Genomic DNA, 25,366 nt, shown 5'->3' on the forward strand with positions numbered 1-25,366 from the left:
GGTCAGCGCCTGCCGCTGGGTACGAGAGCGTTGCTCGGCACCATCCACGTGCGGCCGTGCGCGCCCTCGTCCGAGGCCGCCGCCACCAGGGTCCTGGCGACGTCGAGCACGTCCGTGAAGGTGTGCGGCAGGTCGGTCCGCCCGATCATCGTCACGGCCTTCCCCTGCAGTGCGGCCGGCAGCACCCGGGTGACGTGCCCGTTCGCCCCGATGCCCGGGCCGACGTAGTCCGAAGCGCGGACCTCGACCGTGCGGATGCGTCCGGCACGGTGCGCGGCCAGGGCATCGGCCCACAGCCGTGCGCGGAGGATCCCCTTGTGGTCGGTCGCAGCGTCCGGGGTGTCGTGGCGCATCGGTCCGTCGACCGGGCCGTACGGGTACAGGTTCCCGGTGATCGCGTAGGTGGCGCCGGTCCGCTCGGCAGCGGTCAGCATCGACGCCGCGAGCGGTGGCCAGGTGCGCTCCCACTGGGTGTAGTCGCCCGGGTTCGCGCAGTTGTACAGCACGGCGGCGCCGTCGGCTGCCCGGGTGAGCGCCTCGGCGTCGGAGGCGTCGAGCGCGACGTGATCGCCCTCGACAGGCCGGTGTCCCGACCCGAGCGGGTGGCGACGGTGACGTGCTCACCGCGTTCGGCGAGCAGCGCTGCGACGTGGCGGCCCACCGGGCCGGCGCCGATGACGAGGTGGTGGTGTGACATGGGTTCCTGCTTCCCTCGGTGTGCGAGAGCGAAGCTCTCGGTGAGCGAAGCGGTGCTCTCGCAACCAGGATGCGCGTTCGGTGGCGAGGAAGCAAGAGCACCGCTCTCATTTGTGTGCAGTGCTCTCGTGTGGCATGGTGACCGGATGGCACCGACGGCACGCGAGCTCGCCCGGCAGACGATCCGGGCGGACATCCTGGCCGCCGCGCGCACCCGCCTCACCGACGAGGGCCCGCAGCGCTCAGCCTCCGAGCCGTCGCCCGCGACGTCGGCATGGTGTCGTCCGCGGTGTACCGCTACTTCCCGAGCCGCGACGACCTGCTCACCGCGCTGCTCATCGTCGACTACGACGAACTCGGCGCAGCGGTCGAAGCGGCTGACGCCGCGGCCGGCCCGGAACCGGGTGCACGCTGGGTCGCCGCGTGCCGCGCGATCCGATCGTGGTCCGTCGCGCACCCGGGCGACTTCGCGCTGCTGTTCGGGTCGCCCGTGCCGGGCTACGCCGCACCGCGCGAGACGGTCGTGCCCGCCGCGCGGACGACGCTCGCGCTGGTGCGGGTGGTGGCCGACGCGGTCGCGCCCGGCGGGGACGTCACGTCGGCGTCGGCGGCGGACGGGAGGCCCGGATCACCCGCCGCGCCCACGGCGGCTCCCGGGGTGGCCGGCCCCGCAGTCGCAGACGCAGTGACCACCCTGCGGTCGTTCGGCATCGCACTGCCCGACGAGGTCCTGGTCCGCACCCTGATGGCCTGGTCGACGGTGTTCGGGACGATCTCGTTCGAGCTCTTCGGCCACTTCGTCGGCTCCGTGTCCGACGGTGCCGCCTACTTCGACCAGGTGGTCGCGCGGCTCGCCGACGACCTCGGGTTCGCAGCCGCGTTCTGATCCGGTCGTCCGGTCGGCCCAGGCCGTTGTCCACGACTCGCACTCGGGGCCTGACAGAGTGCCGGTCACTGCGGTAGACAGGTCCCTACGCCGAGGTCGTGCCCGACGACCGGAGCGGACGGCCGGCACGGTGCCCCCTGGGCAGCGGTCGGACGGCACCACACCCGGGCGTGCGCTGCGGCCGGGGTCCGCGCGGATCAGGAGGCACCCTTGCGACGCAGCTCGGCCGGCGACCCCGCAGACGGAGTGACCGGGTGACGGCGCTCGACGTCAGCCGCCAGGACCGCCGCCGGCTCACCACCGGCACGGCTCGCCGACGACTCGTCACGGTGCGCACGGTCGCACTCCTGGCGTCGATCGCCGGTGTGAACTACGTCGTCTGGCGCTGGGCCGCCTCGGTGAACTGGCACTCCTGGTGGATCGCCGTGCCGCTCATCCTGGCCGAGACCTACAGCGTCATCGACTCGCTCCTGTTCGCGTTCGGGGCGTGGCGGTTGCGCGAGCGTGGCGAGCCCCCGACGAAGCCGTCCTCCGACGTCACGGTCGACGTCTTCATCACCACCTACAACGAACCCGTCGAGATGGTCGTGCGCACGGCCCGCGCGGCGCAGGCGATCACGCACCCGCACACGACGTGGATCCTCGACGACGGCAACCGCCCCGAGATGCGTGCGGCCGCCGACTCGCTCGGCATCGGCGTCATCACCCGCGGTGCCGACTGGATCGACCGTCCCCGGCACGCCAAGGCCGGCAACCTCAACAACGCCCTGCTCGCGACCCAGGGCGAGTTCCTGCTCATCCTCGACGCCGACCAGGTACCGGAACCCGGCATCCTCGACCGCACGCTCGGCTACTTCAAGGACCCGCGGATGGCGCTCGTGCAGACGCCGCAGTGGTTCGAGAACGTCCCCGAGGCGGACCTGCTCGGCAGTCAGGCGCCGCTGTTCTACGGGCCGATCCAGCAGTCGAAGGACGGCTGGAACGCCGCGTTCTTCTGCGGGTCGAACGCGATCCTGCGGCGCGAGGCACTGATGCAGCTCGGCATCTCCCGCTACGTGGTCGAGGTCGAGGCCTCGGTGCAGCGCACGATCACGACGTCGCGGAAGCTGCTGGCCCGTGCCCGCGAGACCGAGACGGACCCGCGGGTGCTCGGCGCCCTGGACGAGGCCGAAGCCGTCGTCGACCGCGCTCGCGACCAGGTCCGGGCCGGCGACCCGCTCGGCGACGTCACCTACGCGTTCCAGCGGGGGATCGACACGATCGCCTTCCGGTTCGCCGCCGCCGACCTCGAGTCCGTGCGGAACGACCTGCAGGAACTCGCCGCGATGTCGACCGACGCGAACACCTTCGCCGGGCTCGACGACGCCGCGCTCGACGTGCTCGGGCGGCGTGACGCATCGCCCGTGGCGGCCATCGAGTCGATCGCGGTCCTCGCACGGGCACTCGACGTCAACCGCGACGACGAGGCGCAGCCGATCATGCCGCTGGCGACGATCTCGGTGACCGAGGACATGGCCACCGCCATGCGGCTGCACGGGCTCGGCTGGAAGTCGGCGTACCACGACGAGATCCTGGCGAAGGGTCTGGCGCCGGAGGACCTGCCGACCATGCTCGTGCAGCGGCTCCGTTGGGCGCAGGGCACCATGCAGGTGTTCTTCCGCGAGAACCCGCTGGTGCAGAAGGGCCTGTCCTGGGGCCAGCGCCTGATGTACTTCTCGACGATGTGGAGCTACCTGTCCGGGTTCGCCGCGATCGTCTACATCGCGGCCCCCGCGCTCTGCCTGTCGTTCGGCGTCGTCCCGGTGCAGGCCTACAGCGTCGACTTCTTCGCCCGGCTGATCCCGTTCCTCGTGCTCAACCAGCTGCTGTTCTGGGTGGTGGCCGCCGGCAGACCGACGTGGCGCGGGCAGCAGTACTCGCTCGCGCTCTTCCCGGTGTGGATCGAGGCGGTGACGAGTGCGTTCGAGAACGTGTTCCGCGGCAAGCCGCTCGGGTTCCGGGTCACGCCCAAGGTGCGCGACGAGACCGAGCAGAAGCCCCGGTGGGACCTCGTCAAGCCGCAGCTCATCGCGATGGGGGCGCTGGTCGCGGCCCTGATCCTGATCGGCATCCGCTACCTGACCGGGCAGGCGTCGGGCATCGCGCCGCTCGTCAACACCGCGTGGGTCGTCTTCGACCTGTTCATCTTCAGCATCGTGATCCGGGCAGTGCGCTACCGCGGCCCGAGCACGGGAGTCCAGTCAGAGCACGAGTCGAGCACCGCCGGAGGGCCACTGTGAACGCCGAGACCACCTTCGACGTCGCCGCGACGCCCGTGTCGCTCGACGAGGTCCAGGACCGCTTCGGCGCCTGGTGGGACGGGCTCGGCATCGACGACGTCCGGCTCCGCTTCGCGCTGGAGACCGCGCTGGCCGAGGTCGCCGCGAACATCGTCGAGCACACCGCGCGTTCCGACCAGGAGACCGGTCGGCGCTACACCGTGCGGCTCGAGTCGACCGAGCGGGCGCTCACCGCGGAGCTCACCGACAACGGTCTGCCCGTGGACATCGACCTGAGCGCCGTCACGATGGCCGACGTCGAGCAGGAGAGCGGACGTGGCCTGGCGCTCGCGATCGCCGCCCTCGACCGCCTGGAGCACCGGCACGAGCACGGGCACAACGTCTGGACGCTGGTGTGCGACCGGTGAGGCTGCTGGCGGCCCGCGTGGTCGCCGTCCTCGTCACGATCGCGACGCTCCTGCTCGGTGGTGCGCTGCCGGCGTCCGCGGTGACGGTGCACACGGCCGCGGCGACGGAACCACGGCCGCGGCGACGGAGCCGGCGAGCGGGACGACCTGGTTCGGCCCGGACCTCGACTGGGGCGACGACTCCCCGGCAGGCTACGAGGGACGGCTCGGCGCGACGCCGTCGATGTACGGGGTGGAGATCGACTACCCGCTCGACCGCTCGGCCCGGCGGGAGCTCCTCCGTGCGACGCGTGCCGCGGCGACGCAGGGCGCGGTCCTCGTCGTGAGCCTCGAGCCCGGGCAGTCGCTCCGGTCACTCGACGCCGCCGACGCCCGCGCCGCGAACACCGTGTTCCAGGAGGTCCACGACCAGTACGACACCCAGGTGCTCGTGCGGTTCGCGCCGCAGATGAACGGCACGTGGGTGCGCTGGGGCAGCAGCCGACCCAGTTCGTGCAGGCGTTCCGGACGCTCGCGACCGCGGTGCACGGCGGCGACTCCGACGCGCGCATGGTGTGGTCGCCGTCGTACGGCGCGGGGTACCCGTTCGGTGAGTCCGCGGGACGTCTGGCGGACCTCTCCGCGACCGACGTCGCGAAGCTCGACACCAACGGCGACGGCGAGCTGACCGCGGCCGACGACCCCTACGAGCCGTACTGGCCGGGCGACGCCTCGGTGGACTGGGTCGGGTTGTCGATGTACTCCTTCGGCAAGGGCAAGTCGACTGCGGCGGCCGGTCGTGACGTCCCCCTCACCCGCAACGACGTGCCGGAGCGCGGCGAGGTCGAATCCCGGTTCGACGAGACCTGGGGCTACGAGCAGCAGCAGGCCGACAGCTTCTACGACCGGTTCGCCGTCGGCGGCGACCGGTCGATGTTGCTCGACACCGGTGCGCTGTACGACCACACCCTCGGGGCGACGCGGAGCTCCCGGTCAAGCAGGGCTGGTGGCGGCAGGTGCTCGCCTCGGTCGAGGACCGCCCGTTGATCCAGGGCGTGACCTTCCTCGAGACGAACCGCCGCGAGCCCGAGGCGGGCAACCGTGTCGCCGACTGGCGCGACACCGCGGTGCCCGGGATCGCCGGTTCGTTCCGCACCGACCTCGAGCGCGGCGACCACTTCGCCTTCGGGCCCGTCACCGACCGCGTCACCACGCAGCAGGGCAACGCCGCGACCGACCAGCAGTACGACACCGGCGGCGACCAGATGGCGTGGATCGTCTGGGTCGCCGTGGGCCTGGCGGTGGTGTTCCTGCTGAGCGGGCTGTTCGGCCGGTTGCTGCCGAGCTGGCGCTACCCCGACGACGGGAAACCCGGGCGCGACCTGCGGCTCGACCTGTTCCGCGGGTTCATCATCCTGGCGGTGGTGATCACCCACATCGAGATCGGCGGGCCGTACTCCTACCTCACGCTGCACGCGGTCGGTGCGATCACCGGCGCCGAGATGTTCGTGTTCCTGTCCGGCATGGTCCTCGGCACGTGACCTACCCGTTCGCCATCAAGAAGTTCGGCGAGTGGGCGGCTGCGATCAGGGCGTGGAAGCGTGCCCGCAAGCAGTACCTCGTCACGCTCGTGGTGATCGCGGTCGTCTTCGCGCTGAGCTTCGTCCCGTTCCTGAACACCGACGCGATCACGACGTTCACCGACCGGGGGACCGGTACCGGGGGCGTCGGTGCCGAGGGCCGGGTGTACGACCTGTACCCGAACGCGATGCAGCTGCTCGGCTACCCGCCGCCGTGGTACGCCATCCGACAGTTCCTGCTGCTCGAGATGGGCCCGTGGCCGTTCAACATCATGGGCCTGTTCGTGGTGCTGAGCCTGTTCATCCCACCGCTGCTCTGGCTGATCCGCCGCGGCTTCTGGTGGGTGGTGCTCGTCGTGAGCTGGGCGCTGTACGTGTTCCAGGCCCTCAACCCGGAGTTCCGCCCGCTGAACTCGCAGTTCGAGGCGGTGTTCCCGCTGCTCACCTGGCAGGTCGTGTTCACCCACGGCCTCGTGCTCGGGTACTACCGACGGCAGATCATCGGCGCGCTCACCGGGCGGCTCGGGAAGGTCCTGGTCGGCATCGGTGTCGGGGGCTACGCGGCGTTCCTGGTGTACGTCTGGGCGGCGAACCACGCCGGGTTCACACCGGTCCCGTTCCCGGCGTCGATGTACGAGGACCTGTACAACACGGCGTACCAGCGGGTGGACCTGCAGTGGGGCCGACTGGTCGACATCGCGTTCTTCGCGATCGTCTCGTACGCGATCCTGACGGTGTTCTGGAAGCCGATCTCGACGGCGATCGGCTGGCTCTGGATCCCGATCGGGCAGGCCAGCCTGTACGTCTTCGTGTGGCAGGTGTTCTTCGCGCTGGCGATCGCGTCGATCCCCGGCGTGCCGTGGGGTGACTTCTGGATCGGCTTCAGTGGTGCACTCGGCGTTGATCCTGCTGGCCTGGTACATGGTCCGCAAGAAGTTCCTGTTCTCGGTCATCCGCGTTGACGTGACCGCCGCGGGACGGACAGGAGGCCCGTGGCGGCGTCGCCACGGGCCTCCCGTCCGTCCTCGGTCGCGTCCATCGCGCGCGCCGCGCCCGACCAGGAGCGGTCGCGGTCCCGCGACTCGCCGCTCACGTCCGCCGAGGTTCCGATCCGGAGGCTGTCAGACGCCGACATGCCGGGATTTCGGAACCTCGGGGGGACCGCGCGTTCGTGCCGGGCGGGCGTGCCGGGCGGGAAGGGCGCCTACGGCGTGGGGACGGACGCGCTCCAGGGCCTCGCGCACCGAACCCCACGTTGCCAGGCGGTCGCGGACCGCGTCGTTGCGCTCGGCGGCGAGTGCCTCGGCGTGCGCGCGCTCGAGCACCTCGTCGATGACGATGCGCTGCCCGGTGCGGGTCGAGGCGATCGCCGCCTCGACCATGGCGAGGCTCATGACGTTGCCGTGCACCTCACCGTCCGGGGTCTCACCCGAGCAGAACGGCGTGCACGAACGACGTCAGCGCTCCGGCGATCTCGTGCCCGACGCTCGCTGCGGACGACGGTGTGCCCGCGGGTGCCGTCGAGGTCGCTGGACGGGTCGTGGTCGCCGTCCCACAGCGCCGTGCCGGCAGCACCCGAGGCCCGCCAGTCGCCGTTCCACGAGGTCTCGGCGCCCGGTGCGCACCACGAGCCGTCGTACACGTACCGGATGTCGTCCTCGAAGGCGAAGACCGCTGCCGCCGCCGCGTCGCCGCGGTACCAGGACCACGACGGGTTCCACGACTCGCAGTACGCCGACACCGGGTCCCGTTCGAGCACGTAGCGGGCGGAGTCGAACGCGTGGATCGCCATGTCGAGCAGCAGGACGTCGTCCATCTGCTCGCGGAAGCCGCCGAAGTGCGGGGCCTTGGCGAACCGGGTGCCCAGGCCGCCGATCGCGCCCAGGCCGCGCACGTGCTGGCGGAACGCGACGAGCTGGTCGTTGTAGCGCCGCGACTGCGACACCATGAACAGCTTGCCGGTGGCCTCGGCGGCCGCGGCGAGCGACAGTGCCTCGGCGACGGTCTGCGCGGCGGGCTTCTCGCCGAGCACGGGGAGTCCGGCGTGCAGGGCCTGCAGCGTGACGGGGTGGTGCGCGACCGGGACGGTGATGTCGAGCACCGCCTGCGCACCGGTCTCGGCGGCGAGCACGGTCAGGTCGGTGCCGACGGGGATGCTCGGGTCGCCGGCGTGTTCGGCACCGGCCCGGGCGGCGTCCGAGGTCGAGGTCGACGATGCCGACCAGCTCGACGTCGGGGTCGGCGGCGACGGTGCCGAGCCAGGCCCGACCCATGCCCCCGGCGCCGACCTGCAGGACGCGGAGCCGCGGTCACGCCTGCCCCCCGGCGTGGTCGTCGACGGGCGCGTCGCCGACGGCGGCGTCCTCGACCGGGGCGTCGTCGACGGGCGCGTCGTCGAACGGGCCGCGGTAGTGCTGCCCCTCGAAGTACTCGCCGAGGTCGTACCGGCGGAGCGTCGGGATCTCGCGCTCGCGCTCCGGCCGCGCCCACTCGGTCGCGTTCGCGATCACGCGGCGGACGTCCTTGTGGTGGTACACGGGGAAGTCCTGGTCGCCGGGCGAGAAGTAGAAGATCTTCCCGAGGCCGCGGCGGTACGTCATGCCGCTCCGGAACACCTCGCCGCCGGTGAAGCCCGAGATGAACACGAGCTCGTCGGGGGTCGGCACGTCGAAGTACTCGCCGTACATCTCCTGCTCGGGGATGACGATCGGGTTCGGGACGCCGCGGGTGATCGGGTGCTGCGGGTTGACGGTCCAGACGAGTTCCTGGTCGTGCTCGCTCCGCCAGCGAAGCGTGCACGTGGTGCCCATCAGCTTGCCGAAGATCTTCGACCAGTGGCCGGAGTGCAGGACGACCAGGCCCATGCCGGACAGGACGTGCTTGTGCACCCGGTCGACCACGGCGTCGTCGACGTCCTGGTGCGCGGCGTGCCCCACCACGTCAGGACGTCCGTCGCGGCCAGGACCTCGTCGGTCAGGCCGTGTTCGGGCTCCTGCATGGTGGCGGTCCGGACGACGGCGTCGGGCAGGTTCTCGCGGATGCCGTCGGCGATCGCGCCGTGCATGCCGTCGGGGTACCGCTCGGCGACGTGCTGCTCGACCTGCTCGTGGACGTTCTCGCCCCAGACGGTGATGCGCAGCGGGGAGGTGGTCATGGTGTGCCTTTCAGACGGTGGTACGTGGTGGCGTCGGTCCGGGGCCGTCACTCGACGGCACCGCCGAGGGCACCAGCGGAGATGTACTTCTGCGCGAAGATCAGCAGGACGGCAGCGGCAGGGACGCCAGCACCGAGGTCGCCATGACGGGCCCCCAGTCGGTGACGTTCGACCCGATGTAGTTGTAGATGCCGAGCGTGATCGGTCGGACCGCGGTCGTCGATGTCAGGGTCAGTGCGATGAGGAAGTCACCCCACGCGCCGAGGAACGTGAAGAGCGCCGCGGTGACGATGGCGTTCCGGCTGATCGGCACGACGATCGACACGAACGCCTGGAAGTCGCTGGCGCCGTCGACGAGTGCCGCCTCGACCAGGCTCGGCGGGATCGACTCCATGAACGCCCGCATGAGCAGGATGGCGAACGGCACCTGGACCGCGCTGTCGGCCAGGATCAGCCCGACGTAGCTGTTGAGCAGCCCGATGTTGTTGAACAGCGTGTACAGCGCGTTCGCGATGACGATCGCCGGGATCATCTGGGTGATGAGCAGCACGAGCAGGAACACCCGGCCGCCGCGCATCCGGAACCGGGCCAGCCCGTAGGCGGCCGGCGTCGCGATGGCCAGTGTCAGCAGGACGGTGCCGAGGCCGATGATCATGCTCGACAGGAAGTTCTGCCCCTGCTGGGCGAACGCCGCCTCGTACCCGGCGAAGGTGGGGGAGAACGGGAACCACGTCGCCGTGGCGGCCCCGGACGTCGCGCTGCAGGCTGGTGTTCACCATCCAGTAGACGGGGAACACCATGATCGCGAGGAACACGCACCCGAGGATCGTGAACGGGATGCCCTTGGCGGAACCGCGCGGGCGGGGTGCCCGGGTGGTCCGCTTCGTCGTGATCGCGCGGGTGGCGGTGACGGTCTGGTTCGCGAGTCCGACGCTCATTCGTCGACCGCCTTCCGGGAGATCGCGATGTAGACCATCGCGAAGACGAACGAGACGACGATGAGCACGTTGCTCACCGCGGCCTCGATGCCGAACTGGAAGTTGATGAACGACTGGTGGTACGCGTTCGTGGCGAGGGTCTGGGTCGAGTTCGCCGGCCCGCCGCCGGTCAGGCCGAGGATGATGTCCACGACCTTCAACGTGTAGACGACCCCGAGCACGACCACGACGCTGACCACCGACCGGATGCTCGGCCAGGTGATGTACCAGAACGCCTTGAACCCGGTGGCGCCGTCGAGCGACCCGGCCTCGTAGAGCTCCGGCGGGACGGACTGCAGGCCGCTGTAGAGGATGGTCGTGTTGAACGGGATGCCCAGCCACACGTTGACGCCGATGACGGCGATGAGCGCGAGGCTCGGGCTGACCAGCCACGGGACCGGCGCGATGCCCACCAGGCCGAGGAGCTGGTTGAGTGCCCCGCTGTCCTGGTCGAGCAGCCACTTCCACACCGCGCTCGAGGCGATGAGCGGCAGCAGCCACGGCAGGAGCAGGAGCCCCCGCAGGAAGCCCGACAGCGGGAAGTGCCGACGGAAGAACAGCGCGAGGCTCAGCCCGATGACGAACTGCAGGATGATCGAGCCGGCCGTGAACAGGGCGGTGTTCACGAGGCTCGTCGTGAAGACCGAGCTCTGGAACACCGAGATGTAGTTGCCGAGCCCCACCCAGGGGGCCTCGCCGGTGAAGAAGGTCGCCGTCGTGTAGTCCTGGAAGGACATGATGATGTTCTTCACCACGGGGTAGCCGAAGAAGACGGCCACGAAGACCGCCGCTGGCACCACGAAGAGCCATCGGGTCAGGCCGGATCGGAACCGGGCTCGTCGCTGCCCGGGTCGGGGGTCACCACGGGCGGGATCGTCCGTGGTCGTGTCTGTGTCGAGGCGCTCACGCCGGGGTCCTTTCCTGCACGCCGGAGGGAGCCGACCGGTCGGCCGGCTCCCCGTGGACTACTGCTCTTGCGACTGCGCCTGCTTGAGCGCTGCCTCGGGGCTGGCCTTGCCGGTGAGGGCGAGCTGGACGGCGGTGTAGATCTTCGTGGCGGCCTTGGGCCAGTCGGGTCCGAGCTCACCGGTGCGGGCGCGGGCGGTCTGCACCGTGGTGACGAAGGACGCGACCTGCGGGTGGTCCTTCGCCCAGGCGGCGCCGGCCTCGAGGTTGGTCGGCACGTTGCCGCTCACCTCGGACAGGGTCTTCTGCATCTTCTGCGAGTGGAGGCAGCCGACGAACTTGCCGGCGAGCTGCATCTTGTCCTTGTCGCCGGTCTGCGGGACGGTGAACGCCTCGCCGCCGAGCGGTGCGACCGTGGCCTCGCCGGTGCGCGTCGGGATCGGCACGCTGTCGAACTCGAGGCCCTTCTTCTCGTTGAGCGCCGGCAGCTGCCAGGGGCCGTTGATCATCATCGCGGCCTTGCCGGCCAGGAACTGGTTGTTGACGTCCGCCTGGGCCCAGTTGATCGAGCTCTTCGACATCGAGCCGTCGTCCTGCAGGTCCTCGACGAGCTGCAGCGCCTGGGTAGCGTCCGCGGTGGCGATGTCCTTCTCGTCACCGCCGTTCGACCAGAAGAACGGCAGGAACTGCCAGGTGCCCTCGTACGTGTTGATGTTGCTCATCGCGAAGCCGTAGGTCGAGCCCTTGGTGAGCTTCTTCGCGGCGGCCTTGAGCTCGTCCCACGTCTTGGGCGGCTGGACGCCGGCGTCCGCCAGGAGCTTCTTGTTGTAGTAGAGCGCGATGGAGTTCGTGTTCGACTGCAGGCCGTAGAGCTTGCCCTTGTAGGTGCTCGCGGCCTTCACGCCGGGGACGTCGCCGTCGGCGTCGAGACCGTAGTCGGACAGGTCGGACAGGGCACCGGAGGAGGCGATCTGCTGGACGTCGGGGTTGTCGAGCATGAGGACGTCGGGCAGCGTCTTCGACGATGCCTGCTGCAGCACCTTCGCGATCAGACCGGCGCCGGCGACGTGGTTGATCGTGACCGTCGCGCCGACCTCCTTCGCGCACTGCTTGTAGACCGGGTTGTAGTTCGCGTCGTAGTAGTCCTCGATCGTCAGGGCCTTGCTGCCGCCCGACGAGGCCGATCCGGAGCCGGAGCAGCCGGACAGGACCAGGGGGATCGTGGCGACGACGGCGACTGCGCCGACGAGGGCGCGCGTCCGGCGGGACATGGAGGGGAATCTTTGCTTCATTGCAGAGCTCTTCTCTTGACGGATGCTGGGGCAGGCACGCATCGACGAGGCCGCTGACGTCATCGTCGCTGTGCTCCTGGGGCGAGAAGCTAACAGATAAGCGCTTCACCTGTAAAGCGCTTTTCTGAGTTCCCGCGCGCTAGGATCAGCGCCATGGCCACGATGCAGCAGGTCGCCGATCGGGCGGGGGTCTCGATCGCCACCGTGTCCTTCGTGGTGAACGGGACGAAGTACGTGACTCCCGGCACCACCGCGCGGGTGAAGACCGCGATGCGCGAGCTGAAGTTCCGCGGCAACGTCGTCGCCCGGGCCCTGGCGAGCCGGCGGACCCGGATCATCGCGCTGTTGTTCCCGACCACCGGCAACCGCTTCAGCCCGACGACCTCGCAGTTCTTCATGAGTGCGGCGGAACGGGCGTCCGAGCGGGGACACCACCTCGTGCTCTGGCCGGTGGACCCCGCTGGAGACGACCTCGACGACCTCGTCTCGGGTGGGCTCGTGGACGGCGTCATCCTGATGGAGGTGCGGATGGACGACCCCCGCGTCGCCGTCCTCACCGACCTCGGCGTGCCGTTCACCCTGATCGGCCGGACCCGCGACAGCAGCGGTCTGCCCTTCGTCGACATCGACTTCGAGACGACCATCGAGGACAGCCTCGACCACCTCGAGACGCTCGGGCACCGCCGCTTCGGACTCGTGCTCGAGGACCTCGAGGGCACCCCGATGGCCGGCTACGCACCGCACCTGCGCGTCGAGGCGACCTTCCGGCGAGCGATCGCCGAGCGCGGGTTGGCCGGAACGGTCGTCACCGCCGGGCCGGGCAGCGACGGCGGACGCCAGGCCACGAGCGACCTGCTCGCGGCGGACCCCGACGTTACGGCACTGCTCGTGATGAAGGACGACTCGTCCGCGGGTGTCCTGGTCGGCCTCTACACCGCCGGCCGGCGGGTCCCCGAGGACGTCTCCGTGCTCAGCATCGCGTCGTCCGAGGCCAACGCCGACCAGCACTACCCGCGGCTGTCGACCATGGTCGCGCCGGGTCAGGAGCTCGGGATCCGGGCCGCCGACGCCCTCATCGAGCAGCTCGACGGCACGTCCGACGACCTGCCGCACTTCCTGCTGCCGTGCACGCTCCGCACCGCGGAGTCCACGGCCCCCGCCCCCGCCTGACCACCTGCCGACCCCGCCCGAGTCTCGGCGCCGCGTCCCCGAGACTCGGGCGCAGCGACAGTCCTCGCGCCGGCGCCCCCGAGGACTGTCGCCCGCCCCGAGACTCGCCCGCGCCCGTGACGTGGCCAGGAGACGGACGGGAGGCGCGGGGCGGGCCCGCACTGCGCCTCCCGTCCGACGGATGGTCACGTGACACACCCACGAGACTCGCGCGCAGCGACTCGCCTCGCGCCGTCAGCCCGGAGGAATGTCGCCCACCCCGAGACTCGGCCATGCCGCCGCCGCCCACCCACCGGGCGCTCAGGGTCCGTTGGTTGTGTGGACGCACAGGTTCGCAGCACCACACGTCGAGGAGGACGGATGGCCATCGACCGCAGGATGTTCCTGCTCGGGGAGCGGGGGTGCTGCTCCTCGCGGGTTGCTCCACGCGCCCCGAGCGCACGCTGGTCCAGGACTGGCCCACCGACCCGCCGGAAGGCGAGGCGACGATCAGCTGGTGGGCGGGCCAGGTCGCCTCGAAGGACGGCGGTGACCTGCGGCGCCGGCTCATCGCCGAGTTCCAGAAGGAGCACCCGAACATCCGGGTGCGCATCGTGAGCGCCCCGAGCGACACGGACACGAACCGGACGAGCCTGACGACGCAGATCGCGGCCGGCAGCAGCACGCCGGACGTCTACCTCGGGGACGTCGCGTGGCCCGGGCAGTTCGCGAAGAACAAGCTCGCCACCCCCGTGAACCAACTCGTGGGCGAGGACTTCTTCGACCAGTTCCCCGAAGGACTGCGGCAGGCGGCGAGCGTCGACGGGACGTACTACATGTTCCCGCTCTACATCGACGAGTCGTTCTTCCTGTACCGGAAGGACCTGCTCGCGAAGCACTCCCTGCAGGTGCCGCGGTCGTGGGAGGAAGTGCGCGAGACGGCCGCGAAGCTCGTCGACACCGGTGACGTGTCGTACGGGTTCGCGTTCCAGGGCGACGTGTACGAGGGCCTCACCTGCAACGTCACCGAGTTCGTCGCGGACGCCGGCGGCTCGCTGCTCAACGACGACCTGACGAAGCCCGAGACGACGAGCTCGGAGACGAAGCGGGCGTTCGAGTTCATGCGGTCCCTGATCACGGACGGCGCGAGCCCCCGGGCCACGCTGACGTACCAGGAGCAGGACACGAACGACGCCTTCTCCGGCGGTCGGGCGGCGTTCCTGCGCAACTGGTCGTACGCGTGGGGCATCGCGAACGGGCCGGACAGCCGGGTCGCGGGCAAGGTCGGGCTCGCCGCCCGTCCCACGTTCGACGGGCAGGACGAGCACCACTCGACGATCGGCGGGTGGGGGAACTACATCAACCCGCACACGCAGCAGCCCGCGGCGGCACTGACGTTCGCACGCTGGATGTCGAGCGAGACGGCGCAGCAGTTCCTGACCCGCGAGGGCGGCGTCCTGCCGGCCCGCAGCGCCTCGCTCGTCAGCGAGGACGCGAAGCGCCAGCAGCGACCCACCTACGACACTGCGGCCGGCATCACACTCGTGCCCCGTCCGACGTCGACGGCGTACTACCCGAAGGTCTCGCAGGGCGTGTACCAGAACGGCAACAGCATCCTCGGCGGGCAGGCGTCCGTCGACGGCGGCACGAGCACGATGGCCTCGGCCATCGCGCTCGCCCTGCAGGGGAGGCGCTGTGAGCGCCGGCACGGCCACCCGGTTGGGCACCAGGCCGGGAGGCACGGGTCGCCTCGACCCGCCGCCCCGCCTGAGCGGACGGTCGCGTCTCGACCGCATCCGCGCGCGGGGCGCGTGGGCTTCGCGGCCCCGGCGCTCCTGGTCGTCGCGGCGGTGACGATCTTCCCGGTGGTCTACTCGATCGTCCTGAGCTTCGCGGACGTCGAGGTCGGCTACGAGGGGTTCACGATCCAGTCGTTCGGGCTCGGCAACTACGCGGCCCTGCTGCAGAGCGCCGACTGGTACCGCGCGCTCGGCTTCACGGTGCTGTACACGGTCGTGACCGTCTCGGTGGAACTCGTGCTCGGGATGCTCGTCGCCCTGGTCCTCGAGCGGCTCGGGGCCACGCGCGGCTGGATGCTCGCGCTGATGCTCATCCCGTGGTCGCTCGTCACCATCGTCAACGCGCAGTTGTGGAAGTACATCTACGACAGCACCTACGGCGTCGCGACGTGGTTCTTCGGCCTGTTCGGGGACGCCCCGGTGATCCTCGGCGAACCGGTGCCCGCGATCACGGGCCTGATGGTCGCGGACATCTGGAAGACGACGCCGTTCGTGGCGATCATCCTGCTCGCCGGGCTCGTGCAGATCTCCGAGGACCACTACGAGGCCGCGGAGCTCGACGGGGCCAGCACCTGGCAGACGTTCTGGCGGGTGGTCCTGCCGCAGCTCACCCCGACGCTGACGATCGCGGTGCTGTTCCGCATCCTGCAGGCGTTCGGGGTGTTCGACCTGCCGTTCGTGCTGACGAACGGCGGACCGGGCACCGCCACCCAGTCGCTCGCGATCATGGGTTACAAGGTCCTGTTCCAGGACATCAACATCGGCCCGGGCGCGGCGATCGCGACGTCCACCGCGATCATCGTCGCGGCCGGGTGTCTGCTGTTCCTCCGGGCGTTCCGGAACCAGGCGAAGGGAGGGGATGCCTGATGCCCCGTCAACGTGTGCGCAAGGGCTGGCGCAGGTGGGTCAACACCGTCAACGTCAGCGGCGTCGTCATCGCGGTGCTCACGGCGCTGCCGCTGTACTGGCTGGTGTCGACGTCGCTCAAGCCGGCGTCCGAGATCGGGCAGTCGCCGCCCACCGCGTTCCCGCAGTCGTTCACCCTCGACAACTTCGTGGTGGCCTTCCGCGACAACGCGCTCGGGCAGTACATGGTGAACAGCGTCATCGTGTCGGTGTCGACGACGGTGATCGTGCTCGCGCTGGCGTTCCTGGCGGGTTACGCACTCGCCGGCCGGTGGATCACGGGCCGCACGGCGATCATGACGTCGCTGCTCATGCTCTCGGTGTTCCCGGCGATCGCGGTGCTCACGCCGCTGTACCTGCTCGAGCGCAACCTCGGACTGCTCAACTCGTACCCGGGCCTGATCGTGCCGTACGTCGCGTTCAACCTGCCGTTCGCCATCTGGATCATGCGGAACTACCTGGTCGGGATCCCCTCGACGATCGAGGAAGCGTCCGAGATCGACGGGGCCGGGGCCTGGCGCACCGTGCTCAGCGTGATCCTGCCGATGGCGAAGCCGGGCCTGTTCACGGTCGGGGTGTTCACGTTCACGGCGTCGTGGAGCGAGTTCCTGATGGCGCTGACGTTCAACAGCGAGAACTCGTTCCGGACGATCCCGGTCGGCATCGCACTGTTCGGCACGCAGTTCACGGTGCCCTTCGCGCAGATCTTCGCGGCGAGCGTCGCGGCGACGGTGCCGATCGTCATCCTGGTGCTCGTGTTCCGCCGCTCGATCGTGTCGGGACTCACCTCCGGCGCCGTCAAGGGGTGACGCGTCCATTGATTCCTGAGGGATAGTCGGCCAGGATCGGAGCAGACGTCGACGGCGACGGTCGGGACCAACCACCCCGGCCGTCGCCGCCACCGATCGGCGTCACGGATCAGGAGACACGTCATGGCTGACAGCACTGCGCCCCGCGCGCCCGCAACCACGGCCGTCGTGCCGCGGACGACACCGCCCGCCGCACCCGGCGCCGCAACCGGGTGTTCGCACTCGCTGCTGGCGGGGTCCTCGTCATCGGCGGTGCGGGCTACACGCTCGCGTCGTGGACGGACACCGAGTGGGTGTTCGGCGGCAACGGCTCGGGCGGGCCGGGCGTCGGCACCTCCGGGTTCGAGGTCGAGCAGAACGTCACGGCGCCGTTCGCCGCGGCGGGCTTCACCTCGGACGAGACGAACCCGGGGCAGGCGCTCCGGTTCACGGTCGACGCGCTCGCCCTGTCGCCGGGCACCGCGACCTACGCCCCCGTCGCGCTCCGCACCACCGCCGACTCGATCGCGGGCGACCTGGTGCTCCGGGCAGCGGTGCCGGCGACCGGGGTCACGGTCTCCGACGCCGACGACGTGCTGTGGAACGCCCTGCAGGTCCGGGTCGCCGCGATCACGGACACCACCGCCGTCTGCGACGCCACCGCGTTCGACGTGCCGTGGACGAGCGTCGCGTCCGGGCCGCTCGGCACGGCTGCCGCGACGATCGCGCGGCCCCTCGCCGCGGCCAGCGGGTCGACGCAGGTGTACTGCTTCGAGGTCTCGCTGCCGGAGTCACCGACGCTGCCCGCCGGCACCACGGTCGACGCGCTCCAAGGGCGGACGGCTGCGCCCGCCTGGCAGTTCGCCGCCGAGTCCGACTGAGCGCGGCCGTGCGCGGCTCCACCGCGCCGACGTCCTCCGACGAGGGCGTGGCGCCGCCCCGTCCTCCCGCCGACCGCGTCCGCTCCGTCGTCCTGACGGTCGCCGGCGCGATCGGACTCACGTGCCTGCTCGCCTGGGCCGCCGTGGCGTTCACCGGACTGTCGTTCGTCGTCGTCACCACCGGGTCGATGGCCCCGACGATCCCCGCGGGCGGGCTCGCCATCACGCACCGCGTGCCCGCGGCCGAGATCACCGACGGGGACGTCGTCACGGTCCCACGCGCGGGGTCGGCCCTGCCCGTCACCCACCGGGTGGTCGCGGTGGACCGGGTCCCGGGGACTCCGCGGCGCGGTCGCTCACCCTGCGGGGCGACGACAACGCCTCCGACGACCGCGACCCGTACGTCGTCCGGCACGCCGGACTCGTGCTGGCGCACGCCCCCGGCCTGGGCTCGGTGCTCGTCGTGGTGACGAGTGCCCCGGCCCGTGGGCTGGCGGTCGCGCTCGTCGGCGTGCTCGTCGCGTGGGCGTTCTGGCCGGCCCGGCGGGAGGACTCGTGACCCGCGTCCTCGCCACCTCCGCGGCGGTCGCCGCGGTGCTCGTCGGTGCGACCGGGATCGGCACGACGGCGGTGGCGGTCGCCGCGACGGACTGGAGGCTCGTGGCCGAGACCGGCACGCCGGGCCGGTTGGTGCTGCACACCGGTCCGGAGCCCCTCGTGCTGCCCGGGGCGGGGAACGACGCGGACGTCACGTGGCAGGTGCGGACGAGCGTCGACGAGCCCGGCCCGGTCACCCTCGACCTGCAGCTCACGGGGCGGGGCGGCCTGCCGGGCGGGACCGACGGCGTGCTCGTGTCGGTCGCGACGTGCGACCAGCCGTGGGCGGACCCGTCCGGAGCCCCCACGTGCGGCGGGCGGACCGCCGCCCTCGTCGACACGGTCCCCCTCGTCGACTGGGCGACCTCCGCGCCGTCGGTCCGTGTGCCAGACCCGGACGGCGACGGCTCGGCGTACCTGCTCGTCCGGCTGTCCCTCGGTGACGCCGCGACCACGGTGCCCCGGACCGCCGAGGTCGGCGTCGGCGTGACCGCCCGCGGCGGGGACCCCGTCGTGTCCGGACACCCGGCACACGGCGGCGGCAACGGCGACAGCGAGGGCGCTGGCGTCGGCCCGGTCGTCCTCGCGATGACGGGTGGCGGGTTCGCGGGGCCGGTGCTCGTCGCGGTCGCGGCCGTCCTCGCCGGCGTCGCTCTCCGACTCCGGCGCCCCAGGAGCCGGTCGTGAGCCGGCGTCCGCTGCACCTGCGCCGTGGCCGGATCGCGGTCGTCACCGGCATCGTCGTCGCAGCAGCCCTGGTCACGCCCACCGCCGTCCCGAGCACCGCGTCGTGGTCGGACCGCGAGTGGGCGCACGGGGCCGTGGGCACGTCGTCGTTCGACTGCGGCACCGACGCGGACTACACGTCGACGGCCTCGAGCCGGTTCCTGGGCGGGAGCATCGCCGGCATCGACCTCGACGACGTCGCCACGGTGCGCGGGGTCGACGTCGCGAAGACCGGCGCCGCACCGGCATCGGTCGAGCCGGCCACCGCGCCCGAGCTCGGCACCGGCGGCCGCCCGTTCACGCAGGCGTTCGGCAACCCGCTCGACGTCGGCCTGCTCGGCGACGTGGCGGGCATCGACCTCACCGGTCTCGGCCTCGGACTGCCGGCCGGTTCAGCGGGCGCGGTGAACCAGGTCGCGACGGCGTCGGGAACCGGAGAAGCCGTGGCGGCGTCGGGGCTCGTCGCGGACTCCGGTGGCGTGCTCGTCACACCGACGACCCCGTCCGGCGACCTGCCCGACCCGGCCTCGATCACGCTCGGCCGCGCACTACCGGGCATCGCGGACGTCACCGACGTCGGGCTCGACGTCGGTGCCGTCGGTGCGAGTGCGCAGCTCGCCGGGTGCGACGCCATCAGCCAAGACGTGTGGGGCGGGGTCGTCCAGCGCACGCTCGCGACGAACCTGCGTGCCGCAGTGCAGCAGGTCGCTGCCGACAGCGGGCGCGTCGGGCTCGAGCGCGACTACGGGATCGCGAGCCTCGACCTCCGCGTGGACAGCCCGCTCGTCGGCGCGCTCGTCACGGCGGTGAACGACACCGTGGTGCAGCTCGACGCCGCGGTCGACACGCTCGGTGGCACGGACGGGGTGCTCGCACGGACGATCAACCAGGGCGTGCTCGGGGTGCTCGGCGGGCTCACCGGCAGCCTCGGGCTCGGCACCATCGGGGGCACGGTCGAGATCACCGGGCCGGACCTGGCAGGAGCGGTCGCGCCGCTGCTCGCCGAACCCGTGCAGGACGCCGGCGGAACGTTGTCGCTCGACCTGTCGGCCGGATCCGTCCGGGTCGACCTCGCGCACCTGCTCGGCGACGACGAGCACGGGCTCAACGACCTGCCGCCGAACCACGAGGTGGTGCTCGACGCCGTCACCCTCGGTGCGCTGGCCGACCGGCTCGGGCAGGTGGTGGACGCCTGGGCGGGGAAGATCACGACCGCCCTGACGACCGCGCTCGGGGCCCTGCACGTCCGGATCGCGCTCGCCGCCGATCTCAGCGCATCCCTGGTGCTCGGCATCCGCGTGAAGATCGCCACGCTGTCGATCGGCGTCGACACCGGGGTCGCGGCGCTCATGGCTGGGCAGACGAAGCTGTCGGTCGGGGTCGCGCTGCTCGGACTCGACCTGGGTGGCCTGCTCGGCGTCGTGACCGGCCTCGCGACGTCGCTCGTGAACCCGTTGACACAGGCGGTGGTGGGGACGCTCACGACCCGGTTGTTCGCGCTCGTCGGGACGCTCGGCACGACGCTGACGACGACGATCGGCGGCCCGGTCGTCCGTGCGCTCGGGACGGTCCTCTCGCGGCTGCCCGGGGTGCTCTCGCTCCGGGTGAACGTGCAGCAGGACCTCGCGGCCGCCCCGACCCCGGCCGGCCGTGCGACGACCGGGCAGTACACGCAGACCGCACTCCGCCTGTCGGTCGCGGACGCCCTGGTGCCCGGGGGACTGGCCCGCGTCGACCTGGCCAGCGCCGTGGTGGGGCCGAACTCGGTGTCGCTCGTCGGAACGGCCCGGCCCCGAGATAGGTAGCATCGTTACCTAGCTGCGCATGGTGGACAATCACCGGAGCCGCACGCTGAGCGCCCGTAATCTGCCGTCAGGGGCTCGGGGCGCCGAGGTCGACGGCCGCGATGATGCGGTCGACGATCCGGACGAACCGGACCCTGTCCCGTTCCGAGAAGGAGGCCAACAGCTCGTGCAGGTGCTTGTTCGTGCCGTCCATGGCGATCGAGTAGTCACGCCTGGCGGTCTCGGTCAGCTCGATGTGGCGACTCCGCCCGTCGGCCGGGTTCGGCACGCGGCTGAGGTGCCCGCTCTGTTCGAGCCGGTCCACCATGCCGGTCACCGCCGGGCCGGTCAGGCCGAGGTGCTCGCGAGGTCCTTCACGCGGACGGTCCGGTCGGCCTCTTCGGCGCGGGACACGAACTGCAGCACGGTCAGGTCGCTGCCCGAGACGTCGAGCTGGTCGCGCAACCGCGCCCGCAGTGCGGACACTGCTGCTTCGAGTCGGGTCAGCGCCGCCACGAGGTCGAGATCGCTCACGAGCACGCCCCCTTCGAACCGATCGGGTCCGCGCCACCGTACGCCGTGCTCACCGGGTCAGCGTATCCACATAACGAGTCGCACGGTCAGGTTCGGGTGTCCGGCACGGGGCGATGCACCGTGACTGACACCTACGAGGCCCCGCGCGCCGGTGGACGCGCGAGCGAGCCGGTGCGCTTCGAGGTGTCCGGCAGCGATCCGGAGTCAGCGGCGCGTGACCTGGCCACGGTGCACGGTGCCGAGCAGTGGTCCGCCCAGCAGACCGGCAGCGAGTTCGTCTACCGCTACACCGCGGTCGGCGACACGGAGATCAGCATCCGTCGGTCCCAGATGCGCGGCGTGCTGCGCGGTGCGATGCCGATCAGCACCGACTACATCGTCGCGTGGATGACGAGCGGCAGCGCCCACCTCGACGTCGCCGGGCAGCGGGTGGACCTGCACCGGAACGTGCCGACGCTGCTGCCCTGCGACACCGCGTTCGTCTTCGCGGCCGAGGACCACGACCAGCGCCTGGTGCACCTCGACCGGGAGCTCGTGCACCGGATCGCCGGCGAACAGCTCGACCTGGGGGACCGGCCGCTCCGCTTCGACCACGCGCGCGAACCGGACAACGCGATGTACGGCCGGTGGCAGGGTGCCCTCGCCGCGCTGTCCCGCGCGCTCCGTGTGGGCGGTTCGGACTCCGACATTTGGGCCGAGGCGAAGTCGCTCGCGATCGCCGCGTTCCTCGAGACCTTCCCGCCGCAGCTCGACGACCTGCCGGCGGAACTGGCCCTGCCGCGGAACGCCCGGCTGCGCGCCGCCGTCGAGTACGTCCACGCGCACGCGTCCGAGACCGTGACCATCGCCGACCTCGCTGCGGTGGCCGGCCTGAGCGTGCGGTCGGTGCAGGAGTCGTTCCGTCGGGTGTTCGACGTGTCGCCGCTCACCTACCTGCGGGACGTCCGTCTGGACCGCGTGCGCAGCGAACTCCTCGCACTCGACCCGCAGGTCGGAGCGATCGGGGACGTCGCCCGACGCTGGGGGTTCGCGCACCTCGGTCGGTTCTCGGCGTCGTACGCGGCGCGGTTCGGCGAGTACCCGAAGCAGACCCTGCGCCGCTGACGGCCGCGCCCGGCGGTCGAGGGCGGATCGGTTCGGGCCAGATAGGTGGCACGCGCTCGGTGTCCGAGCGGACCCCGAGCGCGGTCGAAAGGTCTCTCAAGGCATCCTGGCGCCCTCTGCGGGTTGCGGCCGATCATGCCGCGGCGCGGTAGATGCGTTTTGCATACCACGTCTGATATATTGTGTTGCGCGGTGTCCGTGTCTCCGGGCGCTGCCTTCCCCTTCTCCGCGACTCGACGTCGCTCCTCGTTGTCGAGCCCAGACAGAAAGCATCATCATGCGTACTTCCTTCAAGGCGATCGGTGCCGCGGGTATCGCGGCAGCCACCCTCGTCTCCGGCCTCAGCTTCGGCACCGCCGCAGCAACCGCCACAACCAGCACTCCCGGCATCACCGCAACGGAGTCGATGCCCTTCGTGCTGTCCGGGGGCGGCTCGTTCTGGGCAATGGCGAAGACCGGCAACGCCACCCACTTCATCGAGTACTCCTCTCGAACGGAGGCGGTCGCCAATGCGCGGACGTTCGATGTATCGTCCGATTCGTGGTCGGTGCTCACCTGGACGTGGGGCCAGTACACGGGCTGCTTGGGTATCGGTTCACGCAAGATCATTACCGCGACTTCAACCTGCAACGCCTCGGCCGACCTGAGCCACTTCAAGCTGGTCAACGGTCAGCTGGTGAACAAGGCACACCAAGACCTGCACATCGACGGCTTCCAGGCTTCCGAAGGGCGCCAGTACGCGCATTACGGGACGGGGGCGACGGAGTACTCCCTCAGCCCACTCGGAGCTCAGGTGGAGTCGGTCGATGTTCCTGGGCGGTCTGCGGTGCTGAAGGGCACGGCGGAGCCGGGTGCGGATCTGATCATCAACGACACGATCCCGGCGGAGGCTGATGGTGACGGGCGCTGGTCGAAGCAGCTCACGGGCCTGAAGCTGGGGAAGCAGACCGTGAAGGTCGAGCAGTGGAAGGACGGCGAACGGCTCGGGGAGCCGATCACCGTCGAGGTGGACCTCGCGATCGCGCCGTTGACGGTGAAGAACACCTTCACCGGCAACACGAACGAGCGTGTCCAGCTGTCCGGGACCGCAGACAAGGCCGCTGACGTCGTGGTCCGCACCCCGGATGAGCAGACCCACGTGGCCCCGGTCGGCACGAACGGCACGTGGAACCTGGACCTGCCGGCACCGAACAAGGCCGGCGACTACACGGTCACGGTCGCGCAGCGGCTGGCGAAGACCGGTGGCGGTTCGGATGAGACCACCCCGGTGGAGCACACCATCAACTACGGCGCCGGGGTGAGCATCTCGTCCCCGGAGCAGGACTCCGACTTCCCCGGCGGCCCGCTTGAGATGAGCGGCCGCGGCCAGATCGGTGCGACGGTGTCGGTGACGGAGAAGGGTTCCACGAAGGAACTCGCCACGGGTTCGGTCCTGGGCAACAACATCTGGTCCGTCACGACCGAAGACCTCGCCCCGGGCAAGCACACGCTCGTGGTGTCGCAGCAGTCCAAGGGGCAGAACACCACGACCGCGGAAGTGACCGTGAACCCGGGCGCGTCCACGATCGCCGACCCCACCGGCACCGTCACGTTCGATGAGAACGACATGTCGAAGAAGGCGACGGTGGCTGGGACTGGTGTCGATGGGGCCACGATCACCCTGTTCAACGGCGCCGAGCGGATCGGGACCGCGACCGTCCGCAACGGCACCTGGTCGACCCAGATCGACCCGATCGGTCCGGGTGAGCAGACGATCCGGATCGAGCAGTCCGGGATCGAGGGCGTCCAGACCGCCACGACCACCGCCGACTACGGTCAGGCAGCCACGATCGGTTCCCCGTCCGCGGGGAAGGTCACCCCGGGCATGGTCACCGTCGAGGGCACCGGCCAGACCGGCGCGCAGATCACCGTGAAGGCTGGCGGCAAGACCGCCACGACGACCGTTGTCGATGGGGTGTACTCGACCGAGATCGAGATCCCGGCATCCACCGACGCGACCCGGATCACCGTCGAGCAGCACTCCAAGGGCAACCTGCGCACCACCACGGACGTGCAGGTCACCGGCGACGGCGACCAGCAGCTGCTGCCCGTCGTGATCAACGGCCCCGCCACCTACGCCAACGGCAAGACCATCGAGGTCACCGGCACCGCGACCCCCTACGCCACCGTCGACATCGCCACGCAGTGGAACACCATCAAGACCGTCACCGCCGACAAGAACGGCAACTGGTCCTTCTGGCGCGGCTTCGGACCCAACGTCATCTACACCCTCACCGCAACCCAGACCCTCAGCGACCGCCAGACATCCACATCCGAAGCATTCACGCTGAGCCCCGAGGGCAGCGACTTCACCGCACCCGTCGCGATCACCGGCCCCACCGACGGCTTCTACGACCCGACCAGCGGCGGCAACAAGGTCTCCGGCACCGCCGCGTCCAACGCGACCGTCGTGATCAGCACCCAGTGGGGTCCGATCAAGACCGTCACGGCCAACGCGCTCGGCGAGTGGGAGTTCTACCGCGGCTTCGGCCCCGACGCGGTCTACCAGCTCACCGCAACCCAGACCCGCGTCGATGAGAGCACCAGCACCTCGGAGACGTTCACCCTGTCCCCGAAGCCGTCCCAGACCGCACCCGTCGCCATCGCCGGCCCGACCGATGGGTACAACGCCACCGGCGGCACCCGCGTGCACGGCATCGCCAGCCCCGGCGCAACCGTGACCATCAGCTCCCAGTGGGGCACCCTCACCACCGTCACCGCCAACAACAACGGCGTCTGGGAGTTCTACCGCGGCTTCGGCCCCAACATCACCTACACCCTCACCGCGGAACAAACCCGCACCGACAACACCACCTCGAAGTCCAGCCCCTTCACCCTCACCCCCAAGCAGTAACACCCACCCCCAGCACCACCACCGACGGCCTCCCCACCACCCCAGGGGA

24 protein-coding genes and 1 pseudogene are annotated in these 25,366 nt (G+C 70.7%); 16 read left to right on the forward strand and 9 right to left on the reverse strand.

The genetic code is table 11. The features are described 5' to 3' along the window. Positions 1 to 2: 2 nt before the first annotated feature. Positions 3 to 506, reverse strand: coding sequence for an NAD-dependent epimerase/dehydratase family protein (locus ACZZ0J_RS16590; RefSeq protein ID WP_463437740.1), 504 nt, complete (start codon positions 504 to 506; stop codon positions 3 to 5). Positions 507 to 970: 464 nt separating this feature from the next. On the opposite strand from ACZZ0J_RS16590, the gene ACZZ0J_RS16595 reads away from it, so the two are divergent. The 6 genes from ACZZ0J_RS16595 (at position 971) to opgC (ACZZ0J_RS16620) (ending at position 6,789) form a co-directional block, all read left to right on the forward strand. Then, on the forward strand, positions 971 to 1,582 hold the full coding sequence (locus ACZZ0J_RS16595; RefSeq protein ID WP_463437741.1) for a WHG domain-containing protein: 612 nt from the start codon (positions 971 to 973) through the stop codon (positions 1,580 to 1,582). Positions 1,583 to 1,836: 254 nt separating this feature from the next. Next, positions 1,837 to 3,861: a glycosyltransferase gene (locus ACZZ0J_RS16600; RefSeq protein WP_463437742.1), complete on the forward strand. Its 2,025-nt coding sequence runs from the start codon at positions 1,837 to 1,839 to the stop codon at positions 3,859 to 3,861. After that, positions 3,858 to 4,268 (forward strand): ATP-binding protein, encoded by a 411-nt coding sequence (locus tag ACZZ0J_RS16605; protein ID WP_185002695.1) that lies wholly within the window; start codon positions 3,858 to 3,860, stop codon positions 4,266 to 4,268. The genes ACZZ0J_RS16600 and ACZZ0J_RS16605 overlap by 4 nt, the downstream gene beginning before the upstream one ends. A gap of 459 nt (positions 4,269 to 4,727) precedes the next feature. Then, the gene (locus tag ACZZ0J_RS16610; protein WP_463437743.1) at positions 4,728 to 5,294 is read left to right on the forward strand and encodes a hypothetical protein; all 567 of its coding nucleotides are present in this window, start codon (positions 4,728 to 4,730) and stop codon (positions 5,292 to 5,294) included. Then, a complete protein-coding gene (opgC, locus tag ACZZ0J_RS16615; RefSeq protein ID WP_463437744.1) occupies positions 5,264 to 5,788 on the forward strand; it encodes an OpgC domain-containing protein in 525 nt (174 codons plus the stop codon). Before ACZZ0J_RS16610 ends, opgC (ACZZ0J_RS16615) begins: the two co-directional genes overlap by 31 nt. After that, the gene (gene opgC / locus ACZZ0J_RS16620; protein ID WP_463437745.1) at positions 5,785 to 6,789 is read left to right on the forward strand and encodes an OpgC domain-containing protein; all 1,005 of its coding nucleotides are present in this window, start codon (positions 5,785 to 5,787) and stop codon (positions 6,787 to 6,789) included. Before opgC (ACZZ0J_RS16615) ends, opgC (ACZZ0J_RS16620) begins: the two co-directional genes overlap by 4 nt. Before the next feature lie 159 nt (positions 6,790 to 6,948). On the opposite strand, the gene ACZZ0J_RS16625 is transcribed toward opgC (ACZZ0J_RS16620), so the two are convergent. The 4 genes and pseudogenes from ACZZ0J_RS16625 to ACZZ0J_RS16640 all read right to left on the reverse strand — a co-directional run bounded on the left by ACZZ0J_RS16625 (position 6,949) and on the right by ACZZ0J_RS16640 (position 9,636). Beyond that, positions 6,949 to 7,221 carry a hypothetical protein gene (locus ACZZ0J_RS16625; protein WP_463437746.1) on the reverse strand — a complete coding sequence of 91 codons (273 nt, stop codon included), beginning with the start codon at positions 7,219 to 7,221 and terminating at the stop codon, positions 6,949 to 6,951. Further along, positions 7,218 to 7,958, reverse strand: coding sequence for a Gfo/Idh/MocA family protein (locus ACZZ0J_RS16630; protein ID WP_463437747.1), 741 nt, complete (start codon positions 7,956 to 7,958; stop codon positions 7,218 to 7,220). The genes ACZZ0J_RS16625 and ACZZ0J_RS16630 overlap by 4 nt, the downstream gene beginning before the upstream one ends. A gap of 178 nt (positions 7,959 to 8,136) precedes the next feature. After that, a pseudogene (locus ACZZ0J_RS16635) lies at positions 8,137 to 8,981 on the reverse strand (ThuA domain-containing protein). A 100-nt stretch (positions 8,982 to 9,081) separates the two neighbouring features. Continuing rightward, positions 9,082 to 9,636 carry a carbohydrate ABC transporter permease gene (locus ACZZ0J_RS16640; RefSeq protein ID WP_463437748.1) on the reverse strand — a complete coding sequence of 185 codons (555 nt, stop codon included), beginning with the start codon at positions 9,634 to 9,636 and terminating at the stop codon, positions 9,082 to 9,084. Between ACZZ0J_RS16640 and ACZZ0J_RS16645 the strand changes: the two genes are divergently transcribed. Next, the gene (locus ACZZ0J_RS16645; protein ID WP_463437749.1) at positions 9,629 to 9,952 is read left to right on the forward strand and encodes a hypothetical protein; all 324 of its coding nucleotides are present in this window, start codon (positions 9,629 to 9,631) and stop codon (positions 9,950 to 9,952) included. The genes ACZZ0J_RS16640 and ACZZ0J_RS16645 overlap by 8 nt on opposite strands. Here ACZZ0J_RS16645 and ACZZ0J_RS16650 read toward each other — a convergent pair. Further along, positions 9,916 to 10,776 (reverse strand): carbohydrate ABC transporter permease, encoded by an 861-nt coding sequence (locus ACZZ0J_RS16650; RefSeq protein ID WP_463438214.1) that lies wholly within the window; start codon positions 10,774 to 10,776, stop codon positions 9,916 to 9,918. The two genes, ACZZ0J_RS16645 and ACZZ0J_RS16650, sit on opposite strands and share 37 nt — an antisense overlap. 147 nt (positions 10,777 to 10,923) lie before the next feature. Next, complete coding sequence (locus ACZZ0J_RS16655) at positions 10,924 to 12,135, reverse strand: sugar ABC transporter substrate-binding protein (RefSeq protein ID WP_131922241.1); 1,212 nt, start codon at positions 12,133 to 12,135, stop codon at positions 10,924 to 10,926. Positions 12,136 to 12,309: 174 nt separating this feature from the next. Between ACZZ0J_RS16655 and ACZZ0J_RS16660 the strand changes: the two genes are divergently transcribed. From ACZZ0J_RS16660 to ACZZ0J_RS16690, 7 genes are all read left to right on the forward strand, one after another. Continuing rightward, positions 12,310 to 13,326 (forward strand): LacI family DNA-binding transcriptional regulator, encoded by a 1,017-nt coding sequence (locus ACZZ0J_RS16660; RefSeq protein ID WP_205464017.1) that lies wholly within the window; start codon positions 12,310 to 12,312, stop codon positions 13,324 to 13,326. 401 nt (positions 13,327 to 13,727) lie between these two features. Continuing rightward, positions 13,728 to 15,971 carry an extracellular solute-binding protein gene (locus ACZZ0J_RS16665; RefSeq protein WP_463437750.1) on the forward strand — a complete coding sequence of 748 codons (2,244 nt, stop codon included), beginning with the start codon at positions 13,728 to 13,730 and terminating at the stop codon, positions 15,969 to 15,971. Next, positions 15,971 to 16,819 (forward strand): carbohydrate ABC transporter permease, encoded by an 849-nt coding sequence (locus ACZZ0J_RS16670; protein ID WP_463437751.1) that lies wholly within the window; start codon positions 15,971 to 15,973, stop codon positions 16,817 to 16,819. The genes ACZZ0J_RS16665 and ACZZ0J_RS16670 overlap by 1 nt, the downstream gene beginning before the upstream one ends. 212 nt (positions 16,820 to 17,031) lie before the next feature. Then, the gene (locus ACZZ0J_RS16675; protein WP_463437752.1) at positions 17,032 to 17,679 is read left to right on the forward strand and encodes a SipW-dependent-type signal peptide-containing protein; all 648 of its coding nucleotides are present in this window, start codon (positions 17,032 to 17,034) and stop codon (positions 17,677 to 17,679) included. An 8-nt stretch (positions 17,680 to 17,687) separates the two neighbouring features. Further along, positions 17,688 to 18,149 carry a S26 family signal peptidase gene (locus tag ACZZ0J_RS16680; protein WP_463437753.1) on the forward strand — a complete coding sequence of 154 codons (462 nt, stop codon included), beginning with the start codon at positions 17,688 to 17,690 and terminating at the stop codon, positions 18,147 to 18,149. Positions 18,150 to 18,234: 85 nt separating this feature from the next. Then, complete coding sequence (locus tag ACZZ0J_RS16685) at positions 18,235 to 18,963, forward strand: hypothetical protein (protein ID WP_463437754.1); 729 nt, start codon at positions 18,235 to 18,237, stop codon at positions 18,961 to 18,963. Further along, positions 18,960 to 20,807, forward strand: coding sequence for a choice-of-anchor G family protein (locus tag ACZZ0J_RS16690; RefSeq protein ID WP_463437755.1), 1,848 nt, complete (start codon positions 18,960 to 18,962; stop codon positions 20,805 to 20,807). The genes ACZZ0J_RS16685 and ACZZ0J_RS16690 overlap by 4 nt, the downstream gene beginning before the upstream one ends. Before the next feature lie 67 nt (positions 20,808 to 20,874). Here ACZZ0J_RS16690 and ACZZ0J_RS16695 read toward each other — a convergent pair whose 3' ends face one another. Continuing rightward, a complete protein-coding gene (locus tag ACZZ0J_RS16695; RefSeq protein ID WP_463437756.1) occupies positions 20,875 to 21,114 on the reverse strand; it encodes a MarR family winged helix-turn-helix transcriptional regulator in 240 nt (79 codons plus the stop codon). 20 nt (positions 21,115 to 21,134) lie between these two features. Next, complete coding sequence (locus ACZZ0J_RS16700) at positions 21,135 to 21,320, reverse strand: hypothetical protein (RefSeq protein WP_463437757.1); 186 nt, start codon at positions 21,318 to 21,320, stop codon at positions 21,135 to 21,137. A gap of 120 nt (positions 21,321 to 21,440) precedes the next feature. Between ACZZ0J_RS16700 and ACZZ0J_RS16705 the strand changes: the two genes are divergently transcribed. Together ACZZ0J_RS16705 and ACZZ0J_RS16710 are read left to right on the forward strand one after the other, a co-directional pair. After that, complete coding sequence (locus ACZZ0J_RS16705) at positions 21,441 to 22,424, forward strand: AraC family transcriptional regulator (RefSeq protein ID WP_463437758.1); 984 nt, start codon at positions 21,441 to 21,443, stop codon at positions 22,422 to 22,424. Positions 22,425 to 22,701: 277 nt separating this feature from the next. Continuing rightward, positions 22,702 to 25,317 (forward strand): hypothetical protein, encoded by a 2,616-nt coding sequence (locus ACZZ0J_RS16710; RefSeq protein WP_463437759.1) that lies wholly within the window; start codon positions 22,702 to 22,704, stop codon positions 25,315 to 25,317. The last annotated feature ends 49 nt before the right edge of the window (positions 25,318 to 25,366 follow it).

Source organism: Curtobacterium sp. AC272, assembly GCF_979258155.1.